Source organism: Enterococcus sp. DIV2449a (assembly GCF_051711225.1).
Lineage (GTDB): Bacteria > Bacillota > Bacilli > Lactobacillales > Enterococcaceae > Enterococcus_D > Enterococcus_D casseliflavus.
In genome coordinates this window covers 3268557-3291429 of sequence record NZ_JBIOME010000001.1, presented here as the reverse complement: position 1 = coordinate 3291429, position 22873 = coordinate 3268557, and the positions used below count along the sequence as shown (strand labels likewise).

Genomic DNA, 22873 nt, shown 5'->3' with positions numbered 1-22873 from the left:
CGGTGAGCAGAAACACTATTTTGACTTACCTTACTTTTTAATTGAATAGGAGACCAACAACAGCGCGTTATTTAGGAGCAGTTTCTAAATAAGGGGCTTATTTGTGTTATCCATCAATGAAAAAGAAAAGGAAGAAGAATAAATGAATAAAAAAGAGTTTCAATTATCAGTGTCAGAAACAATCGAACAGTATCAGGTGCCCTCTATCGATCAAGGATTGACTGAGGCACAAGTAACCGAGCGGTTAGAAACCTACGGATTGAATCAATTAGCGGTCAAAAAAACCGCCAAGTGGCGGTTGCTGCTGCGGCAATTCCATAACACGATCATCTACATTTTGATTTTCTCCGCCATCTTAACGCTGCTGATGGGGCATTTCTCTGATGCCGTGATCATTGGCATCGTCGTACTGGTCAATGCGTTGATCGGTTATTACCAAGAAGCCAATGCTTCCGATGCGTTAGAACGAATCAAAGAGATGCTATCAGCAGAAGCCACGGTCTATCGGAATGGGATTCGGCAAGATATTCCAGCTGCCGAAGTCGTTCCAGGGGATGTCGTATTCCTAGAAGCTGGTGACAATGTGCCCGCAGATCTGCGGATCATCGAAGCCGACAACTTGCGTATCCAAGAATCCGCCTTGACTGGTGAAGCCGATTCGGTGGAAAAAATAACAGATGCCTTAATGGATGAAGCAACTCCATTAGCGGAACAACGGAATTTGGCGTTTGCTTCGACTTCCGTGACGTCAGGAAGCGGGAAAGGGATCGTGATCGCTACTGGCGTCAAGACTGAAATTGGGAAAATCTCAGCTGAAGTCAATCAAACGGAAGAACGAAAAACGCCATTGATGAAAGAGATCGATGGACTGGGGAAAGGCATCACCTATGTGATCATGGGCGTGGCGGTCTTGCTATTTGTCGTCAGTTTGTTCCAGCAAACCTATGCGATCTCTGTCTTGTCCTTAGCCGTTGTCACCATGATCGTCGGCTCGATCCCAGAAGGATTGCCAGCAACGACCTCGGTGGTTTTGGCGATGGGTGTCAGTGATATGGCAAAAAACAAGCACACTATCATCAAAACGCTGCCAGCGGTTGAAACGCTAGGCTCAGTGGATGTGATCGCGACGGATAAAACCGGTACCCTGACCAAAAATGAAATGACGGTCAAAGACATTGTATTAGCTGAGCAGGAATATGAAGTGACGGGTGACGGCTATGCGCCGGTGGGAGAAATTCGTCCAAAGCAGGAGGACGTCCACGCGCAAGACACCTTGCAGTTGTTTTTGGAAGCTGGTTACGAAGCCAACGATACGGTACTGGTCCCAGAAGGAAATCACTGGACGATCAATGGGGAACCAACAGACGGCTCCTTTTTGACGCTGTATCATAAGCAATTTGCCTATCCGCAAGCACCTGCTTACCAAGAGCTGGATATGCTGCCCTTTGATTCGGACAACCGCTACATGGCGAAACTAGTGGCAAACCCTGCAGGGGAACGCTTGCTATTTGTTAAAGGCTCCCCAGATAAATTGTTTGAAATGGTGCAAAAACAAGCGGCGCCTTTTGATGAAGCCTATTGGACAGACCATGTCCGCCGCTTGTCGGCAGAAGGCAAACGAGTGGTAGCGGTGGGCTATCAGAAAGTTTCGATCGATCACATTGATGAAACGATTTTTGAGCAAGGGCTGCAATTACTAGGGATCGCTGGGATCATCGATCCGCCGCGAGAAGAAGTGATTGCCTCCCTGAAGGAAATGAACCAAGCCGGTGTTCAAGTGAAAATGATCACTGGGGATCACCCTCTGACCGCCAAAGCGATTGGGGAAAAGCTTGGCTTAGCGGATGAGATTCACGTCGTGACTGGTGCCGAGTTGGATCAGATGAGTGAAGCTGAATTTCAAGATGCTGCCTTGACGAATCAAGTCTTTGCACGAACCACGCCGAAAAATAAATTGGACATTATCAGAGCGCTACAAGCCAAAGGCAAAGTCACGGCGATGACAGGGGACGGAGTCAACGATGCCCCTGCGTTGAAGCGGGCGGATATCGGTGTAGCGATGGGGATCAGCGGCACGGATGTAGCCAAAGACTCTGCTGATATGATCTTGACCGATGACAATTTCGGTACCATGTCCTTAGCGATTCGCGAAGGACGCAGGATCTATGACAACATCAAAAAGAGCATTCTGTTTCTGTTGCCGACATCTTTTGCCGAAGGGCTGATCATTGCCTTTACGATCATGATGCAAAAAGAATTGCCGCTGCAGGCGACACAACTGCTGTGGATCAACATGGTTTCTGCTATTACGATCCAGTTTGCGTTTATCTTTGAACCAGCAGAGTCTGGGATCATGAACCGCAAACCGCGAAAGACAGGCAATAAATTGTTGAATCGCCACGATATTTGGCAGATGGCGTATGTATCGATTTTGATGGCAGTCATCAGTTTGATCGCTCATGACTGGCTCTTGCTGCAAGGCGTCAGCGAAGCCGTTGCCAGTACCATGATGGTCAATATCGTGGTCTTGAGTAAGATTTTCTATTTGTTCAACATCCGTACCAGTGCACCAGCGTTTTCTAAAGCTTCCTTCACCAATCCAAAAGCATTCGTGATCATTGGTGTGATGCTAGTTCTGCAACTGTTATTGACCTATGTTCCATTTATGCAAAGCGCCTTTCATACGGAGGACATGTCCTTGATCGGCTGGGTCATCTCAGCAGCTTCTGGGATGGTCGTATTACTCGTGACGGAGTTTGATAAATGGCTTCGTTCGAGAAAAAATATTTAACCTAGGTTTTCTCGTGTTTTTTTACAGGCAAAATCGCCTTGCTGCAGCTTAGGAAAGTGGCGGAACGACAAGGGATTTCTGCTGTCGCTGCTTTGGGGTTGCCAAAAGAAAAAGCCAAGAGGAATTCCTATTGGCTTGTAATCAGGCCTATTGACAAACAAAAATGGTCGGGCTAAAATGCACATGAATTGAATAGTATTCTTCGGGGCAGGGTGTAATTCCCGACCGACGGTGACAAGCGTAATGCTTGAAGTCCGTGACCCGCATAGCTATGCGGTGGAGCCAGTGTGAATCTGGCACCGACAGTGAAAGTCTGGATGGGAGAAGAAAAACCACAAAATTTCAAGGGGCGCAGTGCGTCTAAAATTGATTTTTTGCCGGTCTTGTTTGTCTATGCCTCGTGAGATTCTCACGAGGCATTTTTTTATTGAAAGGAGGAAGGAAGATGCATAACGAATACATGCGTTTGGCGATCGAAGAAGCCAAAAAAGGGCGTTACCAAACCTTTACCAATCCGCTAGTGGGCGCTGTGATCGTCAAAGAGCAACGGGTCATTGCCAAAGGGGCTCACTTAGTCTATGGGCAGCCCCATGCGGAACGAAACGCCATCGAACAATGCCATTCCTCCGAAGACCTAATCAATTCGACTTTATACGTGACGTTAGAACCTTGCAACCATCAAGGAAAACAGCCGCCTTGCACCCAGCTGATCATCGACAGCGGCATCAAAAAGGTAGTCATCGGCCAGTTAGACCCTAACCCGATCGTGGCTGGACAAGGCAAGCGCTTTTTAGAAGAACAGGGCATCGACGTGTTGGTGGGCATCGAAGAAACAGCGGTGCGCCGTTTGAATCCACACTATAATTTTTACCATCAGCATCAGCGACCTTACGTGGCGTTGAAGCAAGCGATCACTTTAGATGGCCGGATCGCTCATGATGCGTTAACCCGCAGTGCGATCACTGGTTCAGCGGTTTGGCAAAACGTCCATCAAGAACGTGGGGACTATCAAGGAATCTTAGTGGGCAGTCAGACGGTGTTGACGGATGATCCCACGTTATTGACCACGGTTGAAACCAGCTTTCCGCCGATTCGCATCGTGTCAGACCGTCGGGGGCGAACGCTGTCGCAACCCCATTTGGCACTGTTTGCCGATGATTCGGCACCTGTGTGGATTTTTACGCAGCAGACAGCTGTCAGTGATTTGCCAGCTCATGTGTCAGTGATCCAGCTGGAAGAGTTGACGATTGTTGCATTGCTGAAGGAGCTTGCCGCACGACAGGTCCAATCGCTTTACGTAGAAGGAGGCGCTGCGATCCATGATGCCTTTTTAGCCAGCGGACTGTGGCAAGAAAGCATTACCTATGTGGCGCCAAAGTTCCTTGGGGGCAATAGTCTCGCTAGTTTTGCCAGTGAGCGTACCCCGAAACAGCTGCAGCAGCTAACAGAGGTGACGGTGACTGCAGTTGGGGAAGATGTTTGCATCCGAGGAAGGAGACCAGAGGAATGTTCACAGGATTGATTCAGGAAAAAGGCCGCATCAAAGAGATCCGCAAGCAAAGCCGCACGATCCAGCTAACTTGCAGTGCGTCCGAAGGATTACTGGCGGATTACCAGATCGGAGACAGTATGGCGATTAACGGGACGTGTTTGACGGCGATCGCCAAACAAGCGACGACGTTTACGGTGGATATCATGCCAGAAACCTTTCAACGAACGACATTTAAACAACTCTCGGTGGGTGCCGAAGTCAATTTGGAGCGAGCGATGGCAGCGACGCAGCGTTTTGAAGGCCACTTTGTCGCAGGCCACATTGATGTAACGACCCGTTTGATCCAGAAAAAGCAGTTGGAAAATGCCTTGATCTTGACGTTTGCTTATCCTGTCAGTGTGCAAGGGGAAATCATTCCGCAAGGGTCGATTGCGATCAATGGCGTCAGTTTGACGGTTACCCAGACGACGGCACAGGCATTTTCCGTTAGCTTGATCCCCCATTCCAAAGACCAGACGACGCTGGGGCAGTTGAAACAAGGGGAGTGGGTCAATATCGAGACGGATATGATCGGGAAATATGTCAAATACCAACGAAAATGAAAGAAGGCAGACGATGCATAAAGTAGAACAAGCAGTGGAATGGTTAAAAAAAGGCGGCTTAGTGATTGTCGCCGATGATGAAAATCGAGAATCAGAAGGAGATTTGATTGGGATCGCTGAATACGCAACGCCAGAATCTGTCAATTTTATGGCGACTTATGGCCGCGGCTTGATCTGTGCATCCATCTCACAAGCGATCGCTGAAAAGCTGGCATTGCCTGAGATGACCGCCAATAATACGGATGCCTTTGGCACCGCGTTTACCATCAGTGTCGATCACGTGACGACGAGTACGGGAATTTCTGCGAAAGACCGGGCAGTGACGATTGAAAAGTTGGCTGATCCTGCGTCACAGGCTGCGGATTTTTATCGCCCTGGCCATATCTTCCCATTGACCGCTCAACCTGGCGGCGTGTTGGAACGCAGAGGACATACAGAAGCGGCTGTGGATTTAGCAAAGCTTGCTGGCAGCGTGGAAGCAGCCTACATTTGTGAGATTTTAAATGAAGACGGCACGATGGCTCGGGTCCCAGAATTGAAAAAATTAGCAGAAAAATGGCAGCTGCCGTTTTTGACCATTGATGAGTTGGCGGAATATCTACGAGGAACCGCGCCTATCACGGTGGATCTGCCAACGGCTTATGGGGCGTTCCAATTGACCTTATTTGAAGATGAGTTCGGCAATGAACACCTTTTACTAGCCAAAGGCGAGATTCAACATACTACTGAGCCGCTGTTACTACGGATCCATTCAGAGTGTTTAACAGGCGATGTCTTTGGCTCTCATCGCTGTGATTGTGGCGAACAGCTGCAAGAAGCGATGCGGCAGATCGAAGCAAAAGGCCGTGGTGCGATTTTGTATCTACGCCAAGAAGGCCGCGGTATTGGTTTGCGGAACAAGCTCCGTGCTTATCAGCTGCAGGAACAAGGCATGGATACTTATGAAGCAAATATTGCATTAGGGTTTGCAGCAGATGCCCGTCATTACACGTTTGCCGCTGATGTTTTACGTTCCTTAGAAGTGCAGGAGATTCAACTGATGACCAACAACCCTGACAAAGTGAAGGAATTAGAAAGCTTAGGGATCAAGGTCGCAGAACGGGTACCGCTAGAGATGCCTGCGCATAAAGAAAACAGCAGCTATTTGAAAACGAAGAAAGAAAAGTTTCACCATTACCTATCTATTTAATCAACCAAAGGAGAATGAGCGATGACAGTATTTGAAGGAACGTTTCAGGGAGAGGCAGTCAAAGTAGGGATCGTAGTCTCACGATTCAACGAGTTTATCACTTCCAAGTTAGTGGAAGGCGCCAAAGACAATTTGTTGCGTCATGGAGTCAAAGCAGAAAACATCGATGTGTATTGGGTTCCAGGTGCTTATGAGATTCCGTATATTACCAAAAAAATCGTTGACCACAAGCAATACGATGGGATCGTGACATTAGGTGCCTTGATTCGCGGAGCAACGACCCACTATGAATTGATCTCAAATGAAGTGTCGAAAGGCGTAGCCCAAATTGGTCTGAATGCCGACATTCCGATCATGTTTGGTGTGTTGACGACTGAAACGATCGAACAAGCCATTGAACGGGCGGGAACCAAAGCTGGCAACAAAGGCAGCGAAGCCGCTCAAGGTCTTTTGGAGATGATTTCGTTGAATCAGCAAATCCTTGGCAACGCATAGGTTTCACGTTCGAACAAAGGGAAGCTAGCAAGAACAAGCCTGCCTGAGCATAGGCATCAGACTGGAGACAGACTTCGTACAAAATGAAGTCTGTCTTTTTTTCATCATAAAAAAAAACACTTGATTATTATGCCAAAGGATTCGCTTCTTCACGGGTACCGTATTTTCGATCGGTCAATGGAGAGGAAAATGCCCAATCAATCACGAACATTAGAATAACTCTTATTTAAGGAAATTTTCAGAAAATTATTTACATTTCACAAAAGGTTCCTTATAATGACTCTATTCATTGAGAGTGATTCTCATTTGCAAATAGATGTCAAAGCAGCACATGGCTTTGGCGCTTTTCATGAGAAGAACTGTTATAAGCGAAAAAACGCACAGATGCTTCTTTTATGATGACGGCGAGGCAACAGTCAAGGTTGTTTTTGCTGTGAAATCAGGAGGGAGTCGTGCTGAATAAAGGAGAATCACATGTCGGTAGGGTTGATTAAATCAAATCGTTGGATGGTTTCGACAATCATTTGCTGTGTTTTAGTTGTCGCCATTCTCTTATCTGCAGGAGTTGCTTTGGCAAACGGTCAAGCCAATATCACCCTTGGCGAAGTTTACCAAATTCTCTTCTATAAAATCAGCCATGGATTGGTTGGTGATCTTTCAGGCATTTCAGACGCAAACATCAATATCGTCTGGTTTGTTCGGGCACCGCGGGTCTTGCTCTCTATTTTTGTAGGCATGGGGTTAGCGATCAGCGGGGCAGTGATGCAAGCGGTGGTCCAAAATCCGCTGGCAGATCCCTATATCTTAGGAATCTCTTCTGGCGCATCCTTAGGGGCGACCTTCGCCATCTTAGTCGGTTTTGGCGGCTCGGCGCTAGTCTTACAACTGGGCTTATCGTTTGGTGCCTTTGCAGGAGCGGGGATTGCCACTATTTTGGTGCTGCTGCTTGCCAGTATCGGTGGGAAAATGACTTCCACAAAACTTGTGCTGTCGGGGACGATCGTCAGTGCCTTATGCAGCTCTGTTTCAAACTTGATCATCTATCTGGCTAGCAATGCAGAAGGGATGAAGACTGTGGCGTTTTGGTCGATGGGCAGCTTAGCCTCGGCTTCTTGGAACAAATTAGGCTTTATCGTGGTTCTGGTTTCTTTGATCACGCTGTTCTTCCTGACGCAATACCGTATTTTGAATACGCTTTTGCTGGGAGATGAAGTTGCTTCCACCTTAGGGGTCAAGCTGACTTTCTATCGTCGTTTTTACATGCTGCTAGCAGCGCTATTAACCAGTATCATCGTGGCGAATTCTGGTATGATCGGCTTTGTCGGCTTGATCATTCCTCATATCGTACGTGGAGTCAGCGGGTCGGATCATCGCCTGTTGATGCCTTTGACCGCTTTGACAGGCGCGTTGTTTTTGATTTGGGCGGATGTGATCGCCCGCTCGACCCTGCAAGGAGTCGAACTGCCAATCGGGATCATTACAGCGCTGATCGGTGCACCGATCTTTATCTATATCATTGTCAAACGGCAATACAACTTTGGGGGGTGACGGAATGAAATTAGCAGTTGAAAAGCTCAATCTAACGATCGGTGATCAGCAGATACTAAAAGACATCTCCGTCCAAACCGCACAAGGGCAATTTGTCGGCTTGATTGGTTCCAACGGCAGCGGCAAATCTACATTGTTAAAAGCTATCTACAAAACGTTGAAACCTGACAGCGGCGACATTTATTTGGGTGAGATGAATATTTTGAAAAGTTCCGAAAAAAAAGTCGCCCAGCAAGTCAGCGTCGTCAGTCAGTTCAATGAGTTGAGCTTTGATTTAACAGTAGAACAGATGGTGCTTTTAGGTCGAACGCCCCACAAGGGTTTATTGGAACAAGACACCAAAGCCGACCATGAGCTGGTCACCGAGGCCTTAGCCAAAACAGGGTTAAGTGCCTACATAAAACGCAGCTACCTCTCATTATCAGGAGGCGAAAAACAGCGGGTCGTCCTTGCTCGTGCCATCACCCAAGAACCGAAATTTATGATTCTCGATGAGCCGACCAATCATTTGGATATCCGATATCAACTGGAAATCTTAGAGACCGTCAAGCATCTGAAGATTGGCTTGTTGGCGGCGCTGCACAATTTGGAACAAGCAGCCAATTATTGCGATATTATCTATGCCTTAAAAGATGGTCGGGTCGTAGGGTATGGCGAACCAGAAACGTTGCTGACAGAGGAACTGATCGAAGAAATCTATGGCGTGAAATGCAGTATTTACCATCATCCGATCACAGGCGGATTAGGGTTTCATTATTATTTTGAAAAGGAGCAAACAGATGAATAAATGGGGAAAAATGATTGGGGTAGGATTGGCAGTCTTTACATTAAGCGCTTGCGGCAATACGAAGGATGAAGGAACTTCGGCTTCTTCCTCACAGGCAGAAAGTACGTATCCCTTAACTATCAGCAACTACACCAAAGCAGAAGGCGGTACGCAATGGACCGCCAAGGACCAAACCTTTAATGAGGCACCAAAAAAAGTCGTAGCCAACACACGACCAGCAGCGGAATTGCTGCTGCATCTCGGCCTCAAGGATCAGATTGCGGGTGTCGGTGCAACCTTTGGTGCCGCCGATGAGGAAGTTGCTGCTGATTATGCAGAACTAAACGACCTGGGCAGCGACTATATCAGTAAAGAAACGGCGCTCAGTGTGGATCCGGATTTGATTTTTGGTCGCGGGGGACTTTTCGATAATCAAGATTGGGGCGTTGGCACCGTTGATTCCTTGAACGAGATGGGCATTCCGACTTACGTCCAAGAAACCTCTGTCACTGGTGCAACATTTGATTCCGTTTATCAAGACATTGAAAACCTTGGTAAGCTCTTCAATGTCCCTGAGGCAGCCGCTGCTTTTGAAAAAGAATTAAAGGATCGCCAGAGTGCCTTGGAAGAAAAAGTAGCAGACAAAGAAGAGCAAACCTTTGCCCATCTCTTTATGTCTGATCCAAGTGTGGTCAGTGTCTATGCCGCTCAAGATGAGTCTTTTTTCAACAGCAACTTTGACATGATCAAACTGAACAATGTGTTTCAAGACTATTCAGGAGAAGTCAGTGTCGAAACCTTGATCGAAACGGATCCCGATGTCTTGATCGTCGGTGACTGGTCAACGATCGAAGGCAGTGTTTCTGGTCAAGAAATCATTGAAGGCTTGTACAAAAATGACAAACTCTCCAGCATGAAAGCCATCAAAAACAAACAAGTCTACAGCATGGACTACAATTATCTCTTTGGCTATGGCTACCAAGCCTTGACTGGATTGGAAGAACTGGTAGAGCAAATGGCACAATAAACACCTCCTGTTGCATAAAAAGGAGAACCAACTTTTTATATAATAGAAGAAAACCAACGTTTCACTGGCCGATCGACCACAGAAACGTTGGTTTTTTGTATTTAAGAAAAGCAACCTTTGCCGCTGCCCGTTCCGCAACGAGTAGCCCGTTAGCTGTTTTTTTCTGTCACGTGGTCCATTTGATAGCGAGACAATAGCTTCTCTTTGTGTTTTTGCATGATTGTTTCCAGAGAAATATCGTATTTATCGGCGAGGATAAACAAGTTATCCAGTACATCGCCCAATTCTTCCGTCAGGTTTGCCAGTTTTTCTTCTGGCAAGCCATCTTGTTCATCGGGACGGTCACGACCGATTTCCAATGTCCGAATGGCACGGCTCACTTCCCCGACTTCCTCTGCTAAAAAATTCGCCCGAATAAACGGATCGTACTGATACCAGTTGCGGGCTTTGTAGAAGTCACTGATAAATCGTTGATATTCCTCAATGTTCATAACTTTTTTTCCATCCTTTCCCAGAACCTTTATCAGAATCATGATATACTATTTCAAAATGATTGAGAAGGATGATGGAGAGTTTTATGAAAATTGCAGTCTATTGTGGTGCCAGTGTCGGTAATGAACCTAGTTTTGCAACAGCCGCCCAAGAATTGGGGCAGTGGATCGCTTCACGAAAAAATACACTGGTTTATGGCGGCGGGAAAGCGGGCTTGATGGGCGTATTGGCAGATGCTGTCTTAGAAAATGGCGGTCAGGTGATCGGGGTGATCCCAACCTTTTTAAAAGATCGGGAACTAGCACATCCTGGATTGACCGAACTCCATGTCGTCGAGACGATGTCAGAAAGAAAACGGAAAATGTTCGAATTGTCGCAGGCCTTTGTCGCACTGCCAGGTGGTCCCGGGACGCTGGAAGAAATCACGGAGATGATCTCGTGGTCAAGAATCGGTCAAAACCCGAATCCTTGTGCTTTTTATGATGTGAACAACTTTTACCACGCAACGAGAGCCTTGTATGACAATATGGTGGAAAATGAGTTCTTGACGCAGGCCGATCGCGAAAAAATCGGCTTTGCGCAAACAACCCAGGAGCTCGAAGCCTTTATTCAAGCCTACGAACCGCCAGTTATTCGGCAGTATTAAGCGTCTGTTGCAAAAGAGCAAGGCGAAGCACCGGCGGGTGTCGTCTTGCTCTTTTGCTTCTTTGACGCATTCTTAGTATAATGGGGTTTGTTTTGCAAGTGGGGTCATAAAATAAGATTCTTGGACAAAGAAATGGAGCGTAAATCATGACAACAAATTTTTGGGCTGAATTGCCGAAGCCTTTTTTTATCCTAGCACCAATGGAAGATGTCACCGATGTCGTTTTTCGGCATGTCGTTCAAGCTGCCGGCGCACCAGATGTTTTCTTTACGGAATTTACCAACTCCGATAGTTATTGCCATCCAGAAGGACGCGACAGTGTGCGGGGACGTTTAGTCTTCACCGAAGATGAGCAACCGATGGTAGCCCACATTTGGGGCGACAAGCCAGAGTATTTCCGTGAGATGAGTATCGGCTTAGCGGAGATGGGCTTTAAAGGGATCGACTTAAATATGGGCTGCCCAGTGCCAAACGTTGCTGGACGAGGCAAAGGCAGCGGCTTGATCTTGCGACCAGAAGTTGCTGCAGAGCTGATCCAAGCAGCCAAAGCTGGCGGTCTGCCGGTCAGTGTCAAGACCCGCCTGGGCTATACCGAACTAGGAGAAATGGAAGCTTGGTTGACCCATGTCCTGCAACAGGATATCGCCAACCTTTCGATCCATTTGCGAACCCGCAAAGAAATGAGCAAGGTCGATGCCCATTGGGAATTGATTCCTGAAGTGGTTGCCTTGCGGGATAGAATCGCCCCACAAACGAAGCTGACGATCAACGGCGATATCCCTGATCGTACCAAAGGTTTGGAGCTAGCAGAAAAATATGGCGTAGACGGAATCATGATCGGCCGGGGTATTTTCAAGAATCCCTATGCCTTTGAAAAAGAACCGAAAGAGCATACCTCAGAAGAGCTATTAGGCTTGTTGCAGCTGCAATTAGATCTGCAGGACCATTACGCCAAAATGGTGCCACGCTCGATCGCAGGATTGCATCGTTTCTTTAAAATCTATGTCAAAGGCTTCCCTGGAGCCAGTGATTTGCGGGCAAAATTGATGAATACCAAATCAACGGATGAAGTCCGGCAACTGCTGGCAGAGTTTGCGGAGAAAAAGAACCACGAGGAAAGTATTGAAGCGTAAGTTTCAATGCTTTTTTCGTTTTTGGTTGCTGTACCCGCTCTCATTGTCAATCCTTCCTTGACAATAGGTAGGTACCTATGTAAAATGGAGAACAGACTTTTAATTAGGTACCTATCTAAATAGTGAAGAGGCGAAAGGAGCTGAAGGTCGATGGTTTCCGAACAAGAAATCGTGGAACGATTGTTTGAAGTGTATAAATTAAATCGGCGGTATGCGGAACAAAAATATGGGCGTTTTATGCCAGGTCGGGGACAGTTCAATTGCCTACTGGTATTGGACGAAAAAGGGACGTTGACCCAAAAAGATCTCGCCGCGTATTTAGCGATTCGCTCGACATCCACTGGCGAACTACTAAAAAAACTGGCTGAAAAAGGGCTGATCCAAAAAGAAGTCGATCCGAAAGATAAACGCAGCCATCTGATTTCGCTGACGGAAGCAGGCAAGGAAGAGGCACAGCGAATGAAAGAAAAACGCAGCAAGGCGCACCAAGAAATGCTGACCTATTTGACGGCAGAAGAAAAACAAGCCTTTGGTCAAGCCTTAGCAAAAATCGAACAGTTTTATCTTGAGAAGGAGGCGGACGTTGATTGAGTGAAACAGTCCAACGAACGGAACGTCAGCGGACGCTGATTTTTATTAATTTAATGATTACATGTATTGCCGTATCCATGTTGGCGACCGCCTTGACGACGGCTTTACCCGCCATCGTCACTGACCTGCAGATTTCCGTCACTACGGGACAATGGCTGACTAGCGGTTATTCCTTGGCGATGGCGATCGTTATGCCATTGACGGCATATCTTATGAATCGTGTGCCAACCAAAAAGCTGTATCTCGCTGCCTTAGGAATTGCGTTGGTGGGCTTGCTGCTTTGTGCTACAGCGCCCAATTTTCTAGTCATGATGCTTGCTCGTATTTTGCAGGCTGTGGGTAACGGGATCTTGACCGCGATGGCACAAGTGATCCTCTTATCGATCTATCCGATCAATCGTATCGGTGTCGTGATGGGCTGGTATGGACTATCGATCACCGCGGCACCCGTGATCGCACCGACTCTTGCTGGGGTGATCGTGGACCGCTTGAACTGGCATGCGATTTTTTATATCGTTGCCGTGATTGTTTTGATTTCACTGATTTGGGCCATAAAGGTTTTTGATGATGTGTTGCCAGTAAGCAACAGCAAATTTGATCAGACCTCTTTTGTTTTGAGTGCCTTCGCTTTTGGTGGGATTACTTTAGGCTTTGGCAATATCGGCAGCTATGGCTTTTTCAGCTTACCCGTTTTAGGAACCTTAGGGCTCGGTTTGGTAGCAGGGATCTTCTTTGTCTTCCGTCAGTTAAGAGCGAAAACCCCATTTTTGGATCTGCGGGTCTTAAAAACAAAAGAATATGCCATCAGTGTCTTTGGCAGTATCATGCTTTACTTGGTCTTGATGGGTTCGGCGATGCTGATGCCACTTTACGTGCAGTCGATTTTAGGCAAATCAGCGACGATCTCAGGGTTAGTCGTTTTGCCAGGTTCCTTGGTCTCGGCTTTTTTAAGTCCGGTGGCTGGACGAATCTATGACAAAGTCGGCATCCGTCTGTTGACGATTTTCGGCGGCGGCTCACTGGTCTTGAGCAACATCGGCATGTATTTCATCCATATGCACACGGGTATTTGGGTAGCAGTGGTTTTGAACATGCTGCGCTGTGCCGCCACAGGCTGTTTGTTGATGCCCTTCGTGACGTGGGGAAATAAAAATATTCCGCCGCAGTTGACGGCGCATGGAACAGCATTATTGACTTCTTTGCGAACGGTGGCAGGCGCCATCGGGACAGCATTATTTGTCGGGATCATGAATAGTGTGGCGCAAAAAAGCACGACCTTAACAGGGACGAGTGCATTGCTTCATGGCATGAATGTTTCTTTCTTATTGATGACGATCGCTTCTGGACTGCTGTTTGCAACGGGGCTATTCTTGATTCGTGATCAGAAACCAGAAGCCGTTTGGCTAGAAGGGGCAGAAGAACCACTGGAATAAAGAGGGGCACCTTTCTTTGAAGGGTGCTTTTCTTGATTTATTTCATGAAACTCTATGAAAAACCAAAAAATTCGATATAATAAGATAACTTATGGTTTAGGAGGAGTATTTTTTTTCATTAAAGGCTTGCTTTAATGGGAAAAAATCAGGGAGAAAATGAAGAATAAAGGCGTTTATTTTGGATTGTCTGCCTATGTCTTGTGGGGCTTGGTCACACTATATTGGAAAATAATCGTTGGGGTTTCGCCATTAGCAACGATGTGCTACCGAATCGTGTGGTCCTTTGTTTTTATGGTGTTGTTTATCGTGCTTTCTGGGAAGAAAACGCAATTTTTACAAGAAGCGCGTCTGCTGTGGAAGAACAAAGCATTTGCTGGACTGATCGTTTTAGCTTCTGTGCTGATCTCCATCAACTGGTTCACCTTTATCTTCGCGGTGAGTGCGGGCCACGTGATGCAAGCCAGCTTAGGCTATTATATCAATCCGCTTGTCAATGTCTTGTTAGCGACCGTTTTTTTTGAAGGAACGTCTTAGTCGTACTGGCATGCTGGCGTGTCTGCTGGCAAGTATCGGGGTGATCTTATTATCGATCCAAACAGGAACGATTCCTTATGCCTCACTGATCATGGCCTTTTCCTTTAGTACGTATGGCTTGATCAAAAAAAGAATCCCCATTAGTTCGGTTACTGGGTTAACAATCGAAACGATGGTGATTTTCCCCTTTGCCCTCGTGTATATTTTAGGATTTTCAACCGTCGGCTTTATGAACTATCCCTTGCAAACCAATCTCTTATTGGTGGGTGCTGGGATCGTGACGGCTATTCCGCTGCTGCTGTTTGCGGAAGCAGCGAAAAATGTTTCTTACATTACGCTTGGGTTTATTCAATACGTCAACCCGACGATCATGCTTTTGTTAGCCATCTTTTTGTTTCACGAAACCTATTCACTGGCCCAATTTTCCGCCTTTGCGTTTATTTGGCTGGGGATCGCGGTCTTCACCTATGGTACGCTAGGGACGGCGATGAAAGAGCGGCGCATGGGACAGCAAAGAAAGCAACTTTGATACATCAGGAATGGCTGCAGCTGGGCCGTTCCTTTTTTTATTAAAAAACAAAGCATTTTAGGTAGTGAAGGATGTTGCAAGGAGAACGCTTCAATGGTATAACAAAGGAAAAACCCGTTGTAGAAATTCTGCTTGAAAAGGGTTGCATCTGCCACAGGGGTGTGTTATTATTCTTTCAGTTACAAGGATTGTTACTGTTCGGCAGGCAAAACCAGAATTGACCGCAGCGCGCTAATGGGGAGATTCTAGGTTTTTTTATTTTGGAGTGAGGGAAAACGATGGTTATTGGGAAAATATTAAATAATAATGTCGTCATCTCGACCAATGATGCCGGTCAGGAAGTGATCTATATGGGTCGTGGCATTGCGTTTAAGAAGAAGGTCGGCGATCCAGTGGATGAAGCCTTTGTCGAAAAAGAATTTGTGTTAAAGGATACGTTTACCGCAAATCAGTTTCAGCAATTGTTTTCAGACATTCCTGTGGAAGAAGTCGAAGCCGTCAAGCAAGTGGTGGATGATGCAGAAGCGTCATTGGGGATCGAACTGTCGCCAAATATTTATTTGACACTGACCGATCATATCCATTATGCGCTGGTTCGGGCACGTGAAGGCATTGAGCTGCCGAATCCATTGTTGTTTGAGACCCGCAAATTTTATCCGAAAGAGTATGCGGTTGCAGCAGATGCCGTTGCTTATTTTGAAAAAGTCTTCGGGATTACATTGCCAGAATCGGAAATTGGCTTTATTGCGTTTCATATCGTCAATAGCGAACAAGCCAATGGCACGATGGAAACCACGATGCAAGCGGTAGAAATCGTACGTGACGTACTGGCGATCATCAGTCGCTTTTATGGACGAGTCTTTAACCCAGATTCCTTGAATTATCAACGGATCACCACGCATTTGCAGTATTTTGCGCAGCGTTATTTAAGCGATGAACTTTCGGGGGAAAAAGATGAATTTTTATTTGCCCTTGTGCAATCGAAGTACCCTAAAGCGTTTCAAACGGTCCAACGGATCAACGAGTACTTGATCAAAACCTACGACAAATCGATCGGTGAATCAGAAATGATCTACTTAACGATCCACATCGAACGTGTCGTCAATGATCAAACCAATTAACATTCAATCATTAACGGATTGTTACTGTCAGGCAGGCAATACCCAGATTGAAAAGACAACAGTCAGCGAGGAAAAAACTCGTTAGACGGTCGTTTTTTCAATCTGGGTTTTTTTATTAAAAAAAGGAGTGTTGAAAAAATGAGTTCAAATAAAGAAATTGCAGTTCGCGTCCTTGATGCGGTGGGCGGCAAAGAAAATGTCAACAGCGTGGTGCATTGTGCGACCCGCTTGCGTTTCAAATTAAAAGATGAGCACAAAGCGGATACGGCACGCTTGAATCAAGACGACGATGTGATCCAAGTCGTTCAAAGCGGCGGACAATACCAAGTGGTGATCGGCAGTCATGTCAGTGACGTTTACCGTGAATTGAATGGAGTAGCGAACTTTGATGGCGAAGCAGACAGCAAAGGCGACAAAGGCAACCTCTTGAATCAACTGGTGGATATTATTTCGTCGATTTTTACGCCATTTTTAGGCGCAATGGCAGGTGCCGGGGTCTTAAAAGGATTCTTGACGCTGGCAGTCACCTTGAATTGGTTAGCAGCTGATTCTGGGGTCTACACCGTATTGTATGCGATTGCTGATGGGTTATTTACCTATTTACCAGTGATGTTGGCTTTTACTGCAGCGAAAAAGTTTCGCACCAATGAATTTCTAGCGGTTTCCTTAGCGATGGCGTTGGTTCATCCAGACATTACCGCTTTGGCTGGACAAACCTTGAGTTTCTTAGGCCTACCGGTCATTATTGGTGCTAGTGCTTATACGTCTTCCGTCATTCCGATTATTTTAGCGGTCTTTTTACAAAGCTATGTGGAGCGTTTCTTTAAAAAAGTCATTCCTAGCTTCTTACAGATCATCTGTGTGCCTTTAGCGGTCTTCTTGATCATGGCGCCATTGACCTTTATTGTCGTCGGTCCACTAGGAACGATTTTAGGAAACTTGTTAGGTAGTGCCTATGACAGCATTTACCACTTCAGCCCACTGATCGCTGGGGCTGTCATGGGTGGTTTATGGCAAGTCTTTGTGATGTTTGGCATGCACTGGGGCTTTGTACCGATCATCATGTTGAATCTCAGCCAAACTGGTGTTGATACCATGGTACCAATGCTATTGCCAGCCGTCCTTTCTCAAGGGGGTGCAGCGCTAGCAGTGTTCTTTATGACAAAAAATGTTAAATTGAAAGGCTTGGCCCTTTCTTCAACGATCACCTCAATTTTTGGGATCACAGAACCGACGGTGTATGGGGTGACTTTGCCATTGAAAAAACCATTTATCGCCGCGTGTATCAGTGGTGCCCTCGGTGGTGCCTTCATTGGCTTCAGCCAAGTCGAAAACTATACCTTTGGGTTAGTCAGCTTACTAAGTCTGCCGTCCTTTATCCCACAAGATACGAAAGATTTAAGTGGTCTGATCGCAGCTTCGATCGGCACGGCTATCGCTTTTGGCGCAGCGTTTGTCTTGACCTTCTTCTTACGTTTTGAAGATCAGCCAGCAACTGATGCCAGTGTAGCACCAGCAAAAGAGCCAGCAGCACCCACAGAGAGTTCGTCTAAAGAACGAGTGATCCTCAGCAGTCCGTTAGAAGGCAAAGTGGTTCCCTTAGCAGAAGTCAAAGACCAAGTCTTTTCTTCTGGTGCATTAGGAAAAGGTATCGCTATCGAACCGACCGTCGGGGCTTTATATGCGCCAGCAGATGGCACCATCACGACGCTCTTTCCTACTGGCCATGCCGTTGGTTTGACCACCACGGATGGAGCCGAAGTCTTGATGCATATTGGTATGGATACTGTGGAACTAGACGGCAAAGGCTTTGAGGTCTTTGTTAAACAAGACGATCAAGTCAAACGCGGCGATTTGTTAGTGAAATTTGATCTAGATACGATCAAAGCAGCCGGCTTATCCACGATTACACCAATCGTTGTGACGAATACCCCGCAATATTTAGATGTGATGGATATGAATCAAACCGATGTCTTGCAAGGAGAAGACTTCTTAGCCATCGTGAAATAAGCAAAAGAAACCCGATCCTCGACTGAATATCAGCAAGGATCGGGTTTTTTGTAAGAAAATAAGGCGCAGTTGCCCTTCTCGCTTGCCTGACACGGTAGCAAACGCTTGTCACAGCGCGAGTTAAGAGTAAGACCAACATCAGGAACGCCTGCTCAGGGAAAACCCGAACATTCTTGGGGACTGCTCCTTACACATGGCTTAAATTTTCGGCAAGCGACTCTAAAGCGGGGAAATCGAGAATCGCATAGCCCTGTTTTTGTTTTTCGATCAGCTTGTCTTCCCGAAAGCTGGTAAAGGTTCGCAGCAGGTGGCGATAGCTGACATTCAAGATCGCGGCACAGGTGGTCAACTGAAAGGAAAAGTGTTGATTTTCTTGATGCGCAAGAATAAATTTGGCCAACCGTGTCTCTACAGGTTCCGTCAATGAATTCGCTAAGTTGATCCCCGAATTCAAGCGGGAACTGAGCAACTGACAGATGGTTTGCAAAAAGCGGACGTCTTGTTGCAAGGTGTTGCGGTAGCGATTCAAAGGGATGCAGACGCAGACGCAAGCAGAAGCGGCTTTGACACTGCTTTTCGGCAAGAGTTCCCACAAAGAGGAAGCTTCCCCTAAAGGTGCAGCCGGCTTGGCGTAATCAATACAAATCGTTTGGGTATCCGAAGAGAAGGAGTAGACCATCACGGTTCCTTCTACGAGAAAATACAAGTATTCAGAAGGCGTGCCCGTTCGAATCAGGTGCTCTTCTTTTTCAAAGGAATGCAAAGTGGCCATCGCTAACAAATCATTGTCCATATAAGATTGCAGATCGTATGTGTCAATGTAATTACTGAGGCGTGCGGTATCATCGATTTTTTTCATGGGAATCAGCCACTCCTGAATGGTTTTCTTTAAGTATAGCTTAGTTCCCCTTTTGACTCAACACGAACGATAAATAAAAACTAATGTAAATTGTATGTAAAAATAAGGTAAAATAGGACATGTGTCACTTCATTTTGAAGGGATACTTGGTATGATTTGAATGTAAGAAAGCTTCAAACCATTAGGAGGAGAAAAAATGCCATTGAAACGAATTGTTAAAGGAATGTTAGGAATTGCGTTAGTTGCCGCATTGACCGGCTGTGGGAATGGGAGCAGCAGCAGCGACAGCAGTGCCGCAGCCGAAAAAGAAAAGCTGGTGGTACAATTCGTACCGACCAATAATGACGGCTCGATGCAAGCCAAAGCAAAACCGTTTGCTGAGTATTTATCAAAAAAATTAGACCGTGAAGTAGAAGTAACGTTAGCAACGGATTATTCGACGATCGTAGAAGCGATGGCTTCTGGACAAGTTGATTTAGGGATCATGCCGCCAGCCGCTTATGTTCAAGCCAAAGACATGGATGCAGCTGAAGCGATTTTGACTTCTCAATTAGGTGCTTATGATCCAGAGACGGGCTTGCCATTAGAAGGGGAAAAAACCAATACCTTCAAAGGGGAGATCTTGGTCCGTGCGGATAGCGACATGACAGAATTGACGGACTTAAAAGGGAAAAAAATCGCTACATTGAGTCCAAACTCTGCTAGCGGCTATATTTACCCAGTTGCCGAGTTGAAAGATGCAGGAGTTGATCCAACGACGGATGCTACATTAACGACCGTGAATGATATTCCAAGTGAGATCACTGCAGTCTTGAATGGTCAGATGGACGCCGCCTTTGTGTTCCAAGGGGCACGAAATGTCTTTGCGTCAAGCTTCCCAGACAACGACTTATTCAAAGACCTAAAAGTCCTTTACTTGACCGAAGGGGATATTCCAAATGACGCCATTGCCGTCCAACCATCAATGGATGCTGAACTAAAAGAGCAGATCAAAGAAGTGTTCTTGAACATGGCAGATGATGAAGAGGGTGCCGAAGCAATGAGCTTGTGGGGACACCAAGGGTATGAAGAAGCAGCAGATTCTGCTTACGATACCATTCGCGATTATACACAACGAGCAGCAGAGTAAAAAATCAGGGATTGCGGTAGAAGGATAACGGGACACGGAGATGTGCAGCGATTTACTAGGGGAATAGGTGGAATACGCAGTACCAGTGCATTTTTTAGTGAAATAGACCGTGACCGATTGGGGAAACTTTGCCGCGGTCCCTACATAATGGAGAAAACAGATGATAACTTTTGAGAATGTATCCAAAGTCTACCCGAATGGGGTCAAAGGATTACAGAACATAGATGTAACGATTGAGCAAGGTGAATTTGTGGCCATCATTGGCTTGAGCGGTGCTGGTAAGAGTACCTTTTTACGCTCAATCAATCGCTTAGTGCCAATCACTGAAGGAGATATCCGGATAGACGGCAAATCAGTCACGAAAGCCAATAAAAAAGAATTGCGCTTGATTCGTCGACAAATCGGATTGATCTCCCAAAGCTTCAATTTGGTCAAACGCAGTACCGTTCAAAAAAATGTTTTGTCTGGGCGTTTGGGGTATTACGGGACCTGGAAAAGTATTTTAGGGTTGTTTACGAAAGAAGACTACGAAAGAACGAAAGAAGCGCTAGCGACGGTCGGCTTGTCAGACAAACTGCAAACGAGAAGCGACCAGTTGAGTGGTGGGCAACAGCAGCGGGTATCCATCGCCCGTGCCTTGGTCCAACAAGCGCCGGTGATTTTAGCAGATGAACCCGTGGCATCACTAGATCCCATCACGACAGAGAAAGTGATGGAGGATCTGAAGAAGATCAATCAAGAAATGGGCAAAACGATTGTCATCAATCTGCATTCGATTCCCTTGGCTCGTCAGTATGCGACAAGGATCATTGCCTTAAAAGCAGGTGCGATCGTTTTTGACGGCAACGCAGCCGCTTTGACAGATCAGCGTTTAGAACAAATCTATGGCAAAGCAATTTTTGAAGAAAAGGCAGGAGAAATCGATGAAACTGAAAGAAACAGTTCATTTTAATTGGTACAAACACCTGCTGCTGGTTCTTTTATTGCTGCTCTTTTTTCAAAGCAGTGCCTGGATTACGGGGGCTGATTTTGCACAAGTGTGGTCGAATCGCAGCCAGATGACGGCTTTCATGGCTCGCTTTTTGCACCCGGATTTTAGTTATCTACCGCAACTGATGATGCCCTTGATCAAGACATTGCAGATGTCCTTTTTAGGCACCGTTTTAGGAGTAATCGCAGCGATACCGGTGAGTCTGTTGGCGACAACAGTCGTGACAGAAAGCCGTTGGGTCTCTGTGCCGATGCGTTTTCTCTTGGGGCTGGTGCGGACGATTCCCAACCTATTGTTGGCGGCATTGTTCGTAGCGATTTTTGGGATCGGTGAAGCCACTGGTGTTTTGACCATCGCGGTCTTTACCTTTGGTATGGTTTCACAGCTGATGTTCCAAGCGATCGAAACCATTGATTTTGCGCCAATCGAAGCAGCGGCGGCGGTAGGGGCAAATAAATTTCAAGTGACTGTTTGGGCGATCATACCTCAAGTCATCAGCCAGTTTGCCAGCTATACTTTTTATGCCTTTGAAGTCAATGTTCGAGCTTCGACGGTGTTAGGGTATGTTGGTGCCGGCGGGATCGGGGTCATCTTGAACGCCTCATTGGCATTGTTGAATTATGAGCGGGTCTCAATCATTATCTTGACGATTTTGCTAACGGTAGCGATCGTTGATTTTCTAAGTGAGCGGGTAAGGAGGTCATTCCTATGATGATCAGAGAAGTGAAGAAAACGACTTGGCTATTATGGGGACTCTTTGCTATCTTACTGGCATTATCTGCAGCGACGCTGGATTATTCCGGATTGAGTACTTTTTCCTTAGCGATGGGAAGAGATGTCCTGCAAGGGTTGAGTCAGCCAGACTGGTCTTTCTTTTACGACGGTAGCGGGGAGGATCTGTGGAGCTTATTGTTACTGACGATCGGGATCGCTTGTCTAGGAACGATGATCGCAACAGTCTGCGCGATACCGGTGACCTTGCTGAGTGCCGCCAACCTATGGTCTTCTGCACCGTGGGTCGCAAAAATCGGCAAAATGATCTGCAATATCTTGCGGGCATTTCCCGAGCTGGTTTATGCGATTATTTTTGTCCGTGTGGTAGGTCCAGGACCTTTTGCTGGAGTTATGGCGATCGGTGTCCACCAGATCGGTATGCTGGGCAAGTTGTTTACCGAAGAAATGGAAGCCATGGATGAGCGCTTGACGGAAGAGATGCAAGCCGTCGGTGCCAACTTTTGGCAGACGATGTTTTTCGTGCGGGTCCCTTACTTAGCGCCTATCTATAGTTCCTTTGCACTGAATCATTTTGAAATTGCGGTCCGCAGTGCGGCAACGTTAGGGTTAGTCGGTGCTGGCGGGATCGGTGCACCATTGATTTTTGCTATTCAAACCAGAACCTGGAGCAAGGTAAGTATTATTTTGTTGGGCGTCGTTGTGACCGTCTTCTTATTAGACCAGTTGACTGGAATCATCAGAAAGAAATTGAGATAAACCT

The 22873-nt window shown here is 46.5% G+C and carries 20 protein-coding genes, 1 pseudogene and 1 riboswitch; of the genes and pseudogenes, 19 read left to right on the top strand and 2 right to left on the bottom strand.

Annotated features, from left to right (window positions below; all coding sequences use genetic code 11):
- Window positions 1-142: 142 nt before the first annotated feature.
- The 8 genes from IGI76_RS15730 (at window position 143) to IGI76_RS15695 (ending at window position 9910) form a co-directional block, all read left to right on the top strand.
- A complete protein-coding gene (locus IGI76_RS15730) occupies window positions 143-2791 on the top strand; it encodes an HAD-IC family P-type ATPase (RefSeq protein ID WP_333718823.1) in 2649 nt (882 codons plus the stop codon).
- 194 nt (window positions 2792-2985) lie between these two features.
- Window positions 2986-3124: riboswitch (FMN riboswitch) on the top strand.
- A gap of 112 nt (window positions 3125-3236) precedes the next feature.
- Window positions 3237-4313 (top strand): bifunctional diaminohydroxyphosphoribosylaminopyrimidine deaminase/5-amino-6-(5-phosphoribosylamino)uracil reductase RibD, encoded by a 1077-nt coding sequence (gene ribD, locus IGI76_RS15725; protein WP_438781705.1) that lies wholly within the window; start codon window positions 3237-3239, stop codon window positions 4311-4313.
- The gene (locus tag IGI76_RS15720) at window positions 4298-4885 is read left to right on the top strand and encodes a riboflavin synthase (protein WP_005230617.1); all 588 of its coding nucleotides are present in this window, start codon (window positions 4298-4300) and stop codon (window positions 4883-4885) included. The genes ribD and IGI76_RS15720 overlap by 16 nt, the downstream gene beginning before the upstream one ends.
- Window positions 4863-6074 carry a 3,4-dihydroxy-2-butanone-4-phosphate synthase gene (gene ribB, locus IGI76_RS15715; RefSeq protein ID WP_416337214.1) on the top strand — a complete coding sequence of 404 codons (1212 nt, stop codon included), beginning with the start codon at window positions 4863-4865 and terminating at the stop codon, window positions 6072-6074. The genes IGI76_RS15720 and ribB overlap by 23 nt, the downstream gene beginning before the upstream one ends.
- 21 nt (window positions 6075-6095) lie before the next feature.
- Window positions 6096-6569 (top strand): 6,7-dimethyl-8-ribityllumazine synthase, encoded by a 474-nt coding sequence (gene ribH / locus IGI76_RS15710; RefSeq protein ID WP_016608482.1) that lies wholly within the window; start codon window positions 6096-6098, stop codon window positions 6567-6569.
- A gap of 474 nt (window positions 6570-7043) precedes the next feature.
- Window positions 7044-8117, top strand: a complete 1074-nt coding sequence (locus tag IGI76_RS15705) for a FecCD family ABC transporter permease (protein ID WP_325816822.1) — start codon at window positions 7044-7046, stop codon at window positions 8115-8117.
- 4 nt (window positions 8118-8121) lie between these two features.
- Window positions 8122-8904: an ABC transporter ATP-binding protein gene (locus IGI76_RS15700; protein WP_333718820.1), complete on the top strand. Its 783-nt coding sequence runs from the start codon at window positions 8122-8124 to the stop codon at window positions 8902-8904.
- Entirely contained in the window at window positions 8897-9910 is a 1014-nt protein-coding gene (locus IGI76_RS15695; protein ID WP_005233274.1) for an ABC transporter substrate-binding protein, read from the top strand. The genes IGI76_RS15700 and IGI76_RS15695 overlap by 8 nt, the downstream gene beginning before the upstream one ends.
- Window positions 9911-10059: 149 nt before the next feature.
- Here IGI76_RS15695 and IGI76_RS15690 read toward each other — a convergent pair whose 3' ends face one another.
- Entirely contained in the window at window positions 10060-10401 is a 342-nt protein-coding gene (locus IGI76_RS15690; protein ID WP_167823290.1) for a MazG nucleotide pyrophosphohydrolase domain-containing protein, read from the bottom strand.
- A gap of 86 nt (window positions 10402-10487) precedes the next feature.
- On the opposite strand from IGI76_RS15690, the gene IGI76_RS15685 reads away from it, so the two are divergent.
- The 7 genes and pseudogenes from IGI76_RS15685 (at window position 10488) to IGI76_RS15655 (ending at window position 18399) form a co-directional block, all read left to right on the top strand.
- Entirely contained in the window at window positions 10488-11048 is a 561-nt protein-coding gene (locus tag IGI76_RS15685; RefSeq protein ID WP_176257011.1) for a TIGR00730 family Rossman fold protein, read from the top strand.
- A gap of 146 nt (window positions 11049-11194) precedes the next feature.
- Entirely contained in the window at window positions 11195-12181 is a 987-nt protein-coding gene (locus IGI76_RS15680; protein ID WP_005230648.1) for a tRNA dihydrouridine synthase, read from the top strand.
- A 150-nt stretch (window positions 12182-12331) separates the two neighbouring features.
- On the top strand, window positions 12332-12772 hold the full coding sequence (locus tag IGI76_RS15675; RefSeq protein ID WP_005230651.1) for a MarR family winged helix-turn-helix transcriptional regulator: 441 nt from the start codon (window positions 12332-12334) through the stop codon (window positions 12770-12772).
- A complete protein-coding gene (locus tag IGI76_RS15670; RefSeq protein ID WP_333718819.1) occupies window positions 12769-14205 on the top strand; it encodes an MDR family MFS transporter in 1437 nt (478 codons plus the stop codon). Before IGI76_RS15675 ends, IGI76_RS15670 begins: the two co-directional genes overlap by 4 nt.
- A 156-nt stretch (window positions 14206-14361) precedes the next feature.
- A pseudogene (gene rarD, locus IGI76_RS15665) lies at window positions 14362-15268 on the top strand (EamA family transporter RarD).
- Window positions 15269-15546: 278 nt separating this feature from the next.
- Window positions 15547-16389 (top strand): BglG family transcription antiterminator LicT, encoded by an 843-nt coding sequence (licT, locus tag IGI76_RS15660; RefSeq protein ID WP_123833966.1) that lies wholly within the window; start codon window positions 15547-15549, stop codon window positions 16387-16389.
- A 138-nt stretch (window positions 16390-16527) separates the two neighbouring features.
- The gene (locus tag IGI76_RS15655; protein WP_015510524.1) at window positions 16528-18399 is read left to right on the top strand and encodes a beta-glucoside-specific PTS transporter subunit IIABC; all 1872 of its coding nucleotides are present in this window, start codon (window positions 16528-16530) and stop codon (window positions 18397-18399) included.
- A gap of 187 nt (window positions 18400-18586) precedes the next feature.
- Here the strand turns inward: IGI76_RS15655 and IGI76_RS15650 are convergent, their stop codons facing one another.
- Window positions 18587-19258: a cyclic nucleotide-binding domain-containing protein gene (locus IGI76_RS15650; RefSeq protein ID WP_005230657.1), complete on the bottom strand. Its 672-nt coding sequence runs from the start codon at window positions 19256-19258 to the stop codon at window positions 18587-18589.
- Window positions 19259-19454: 196 nt separating this feature from the next.
- Between IGI76_RS15650 and IGI76_RS15645 the strand changes: the two genes are divergently transcribed.
- The 4 genes from IGI76_RS15645 (at window position 19455) to phnE (IGI76_RS15630) (ending at window position 22869) form a co-directional block, all read left to right on the top strand.
- The gene (locus tag IGI76_RS15645) at window positions 19455-20387 is read left to right on the top strand and encodes a phosphate/phosphite/phosphonate ABC transporter substrate-binding protein (RefSeq protein WP_005230658.1); all 933 of its coding nucleotides are present in this window, start codon (window positions 19455-19457) and stop codon (window positions 20385-20387) included.
- Window positions 20388-20547: 160 nt separating this feature from the next.
- Window positions 20548-21339 carry a phosphonate ABC transporter ATP-binding protein gene (phnC, locus tag IGI76_RS15640; protein WP_010748970.1) on the top strand — a complete coding sequence of 264 codons (792 nt, stop codon included), beginning with the start codon at window positions 20548-20550 and terminating at the stop codon, window positions 21337-21339.
- Entirely contained in the window at window positions 21311-22090 is a 780-nt protein-coding gene (gene phnE / locus IGI76_RS15635) for a phosphonate ABC transporter, permease protein PhnE (protein ID WP_333718818.1), read from the top strand. The genes phnC and phnE (IGI76_RS15635) overlap by 29 nt, the downstream gene beginning before the upstream one ends.
- Window positions 22087-22869, top strand: a complete 783-nt coding sequence (phnE, locus tag IGI76_RS15630; RefSeq protein WP_005230666.1) for a phosphonate ABC transporter, permease protein PhnE — start codon at window positions 22087-22089, stop codon at window positions 22867-22869. The genes phnE (IGI76_RS15635) and phnE (IGI76_RS15630) overlap by 4 nt, the downstream gene beginning before the upstream one ends.
- Window positions 22870-22873: the final 4 nt, after the last annotated feature.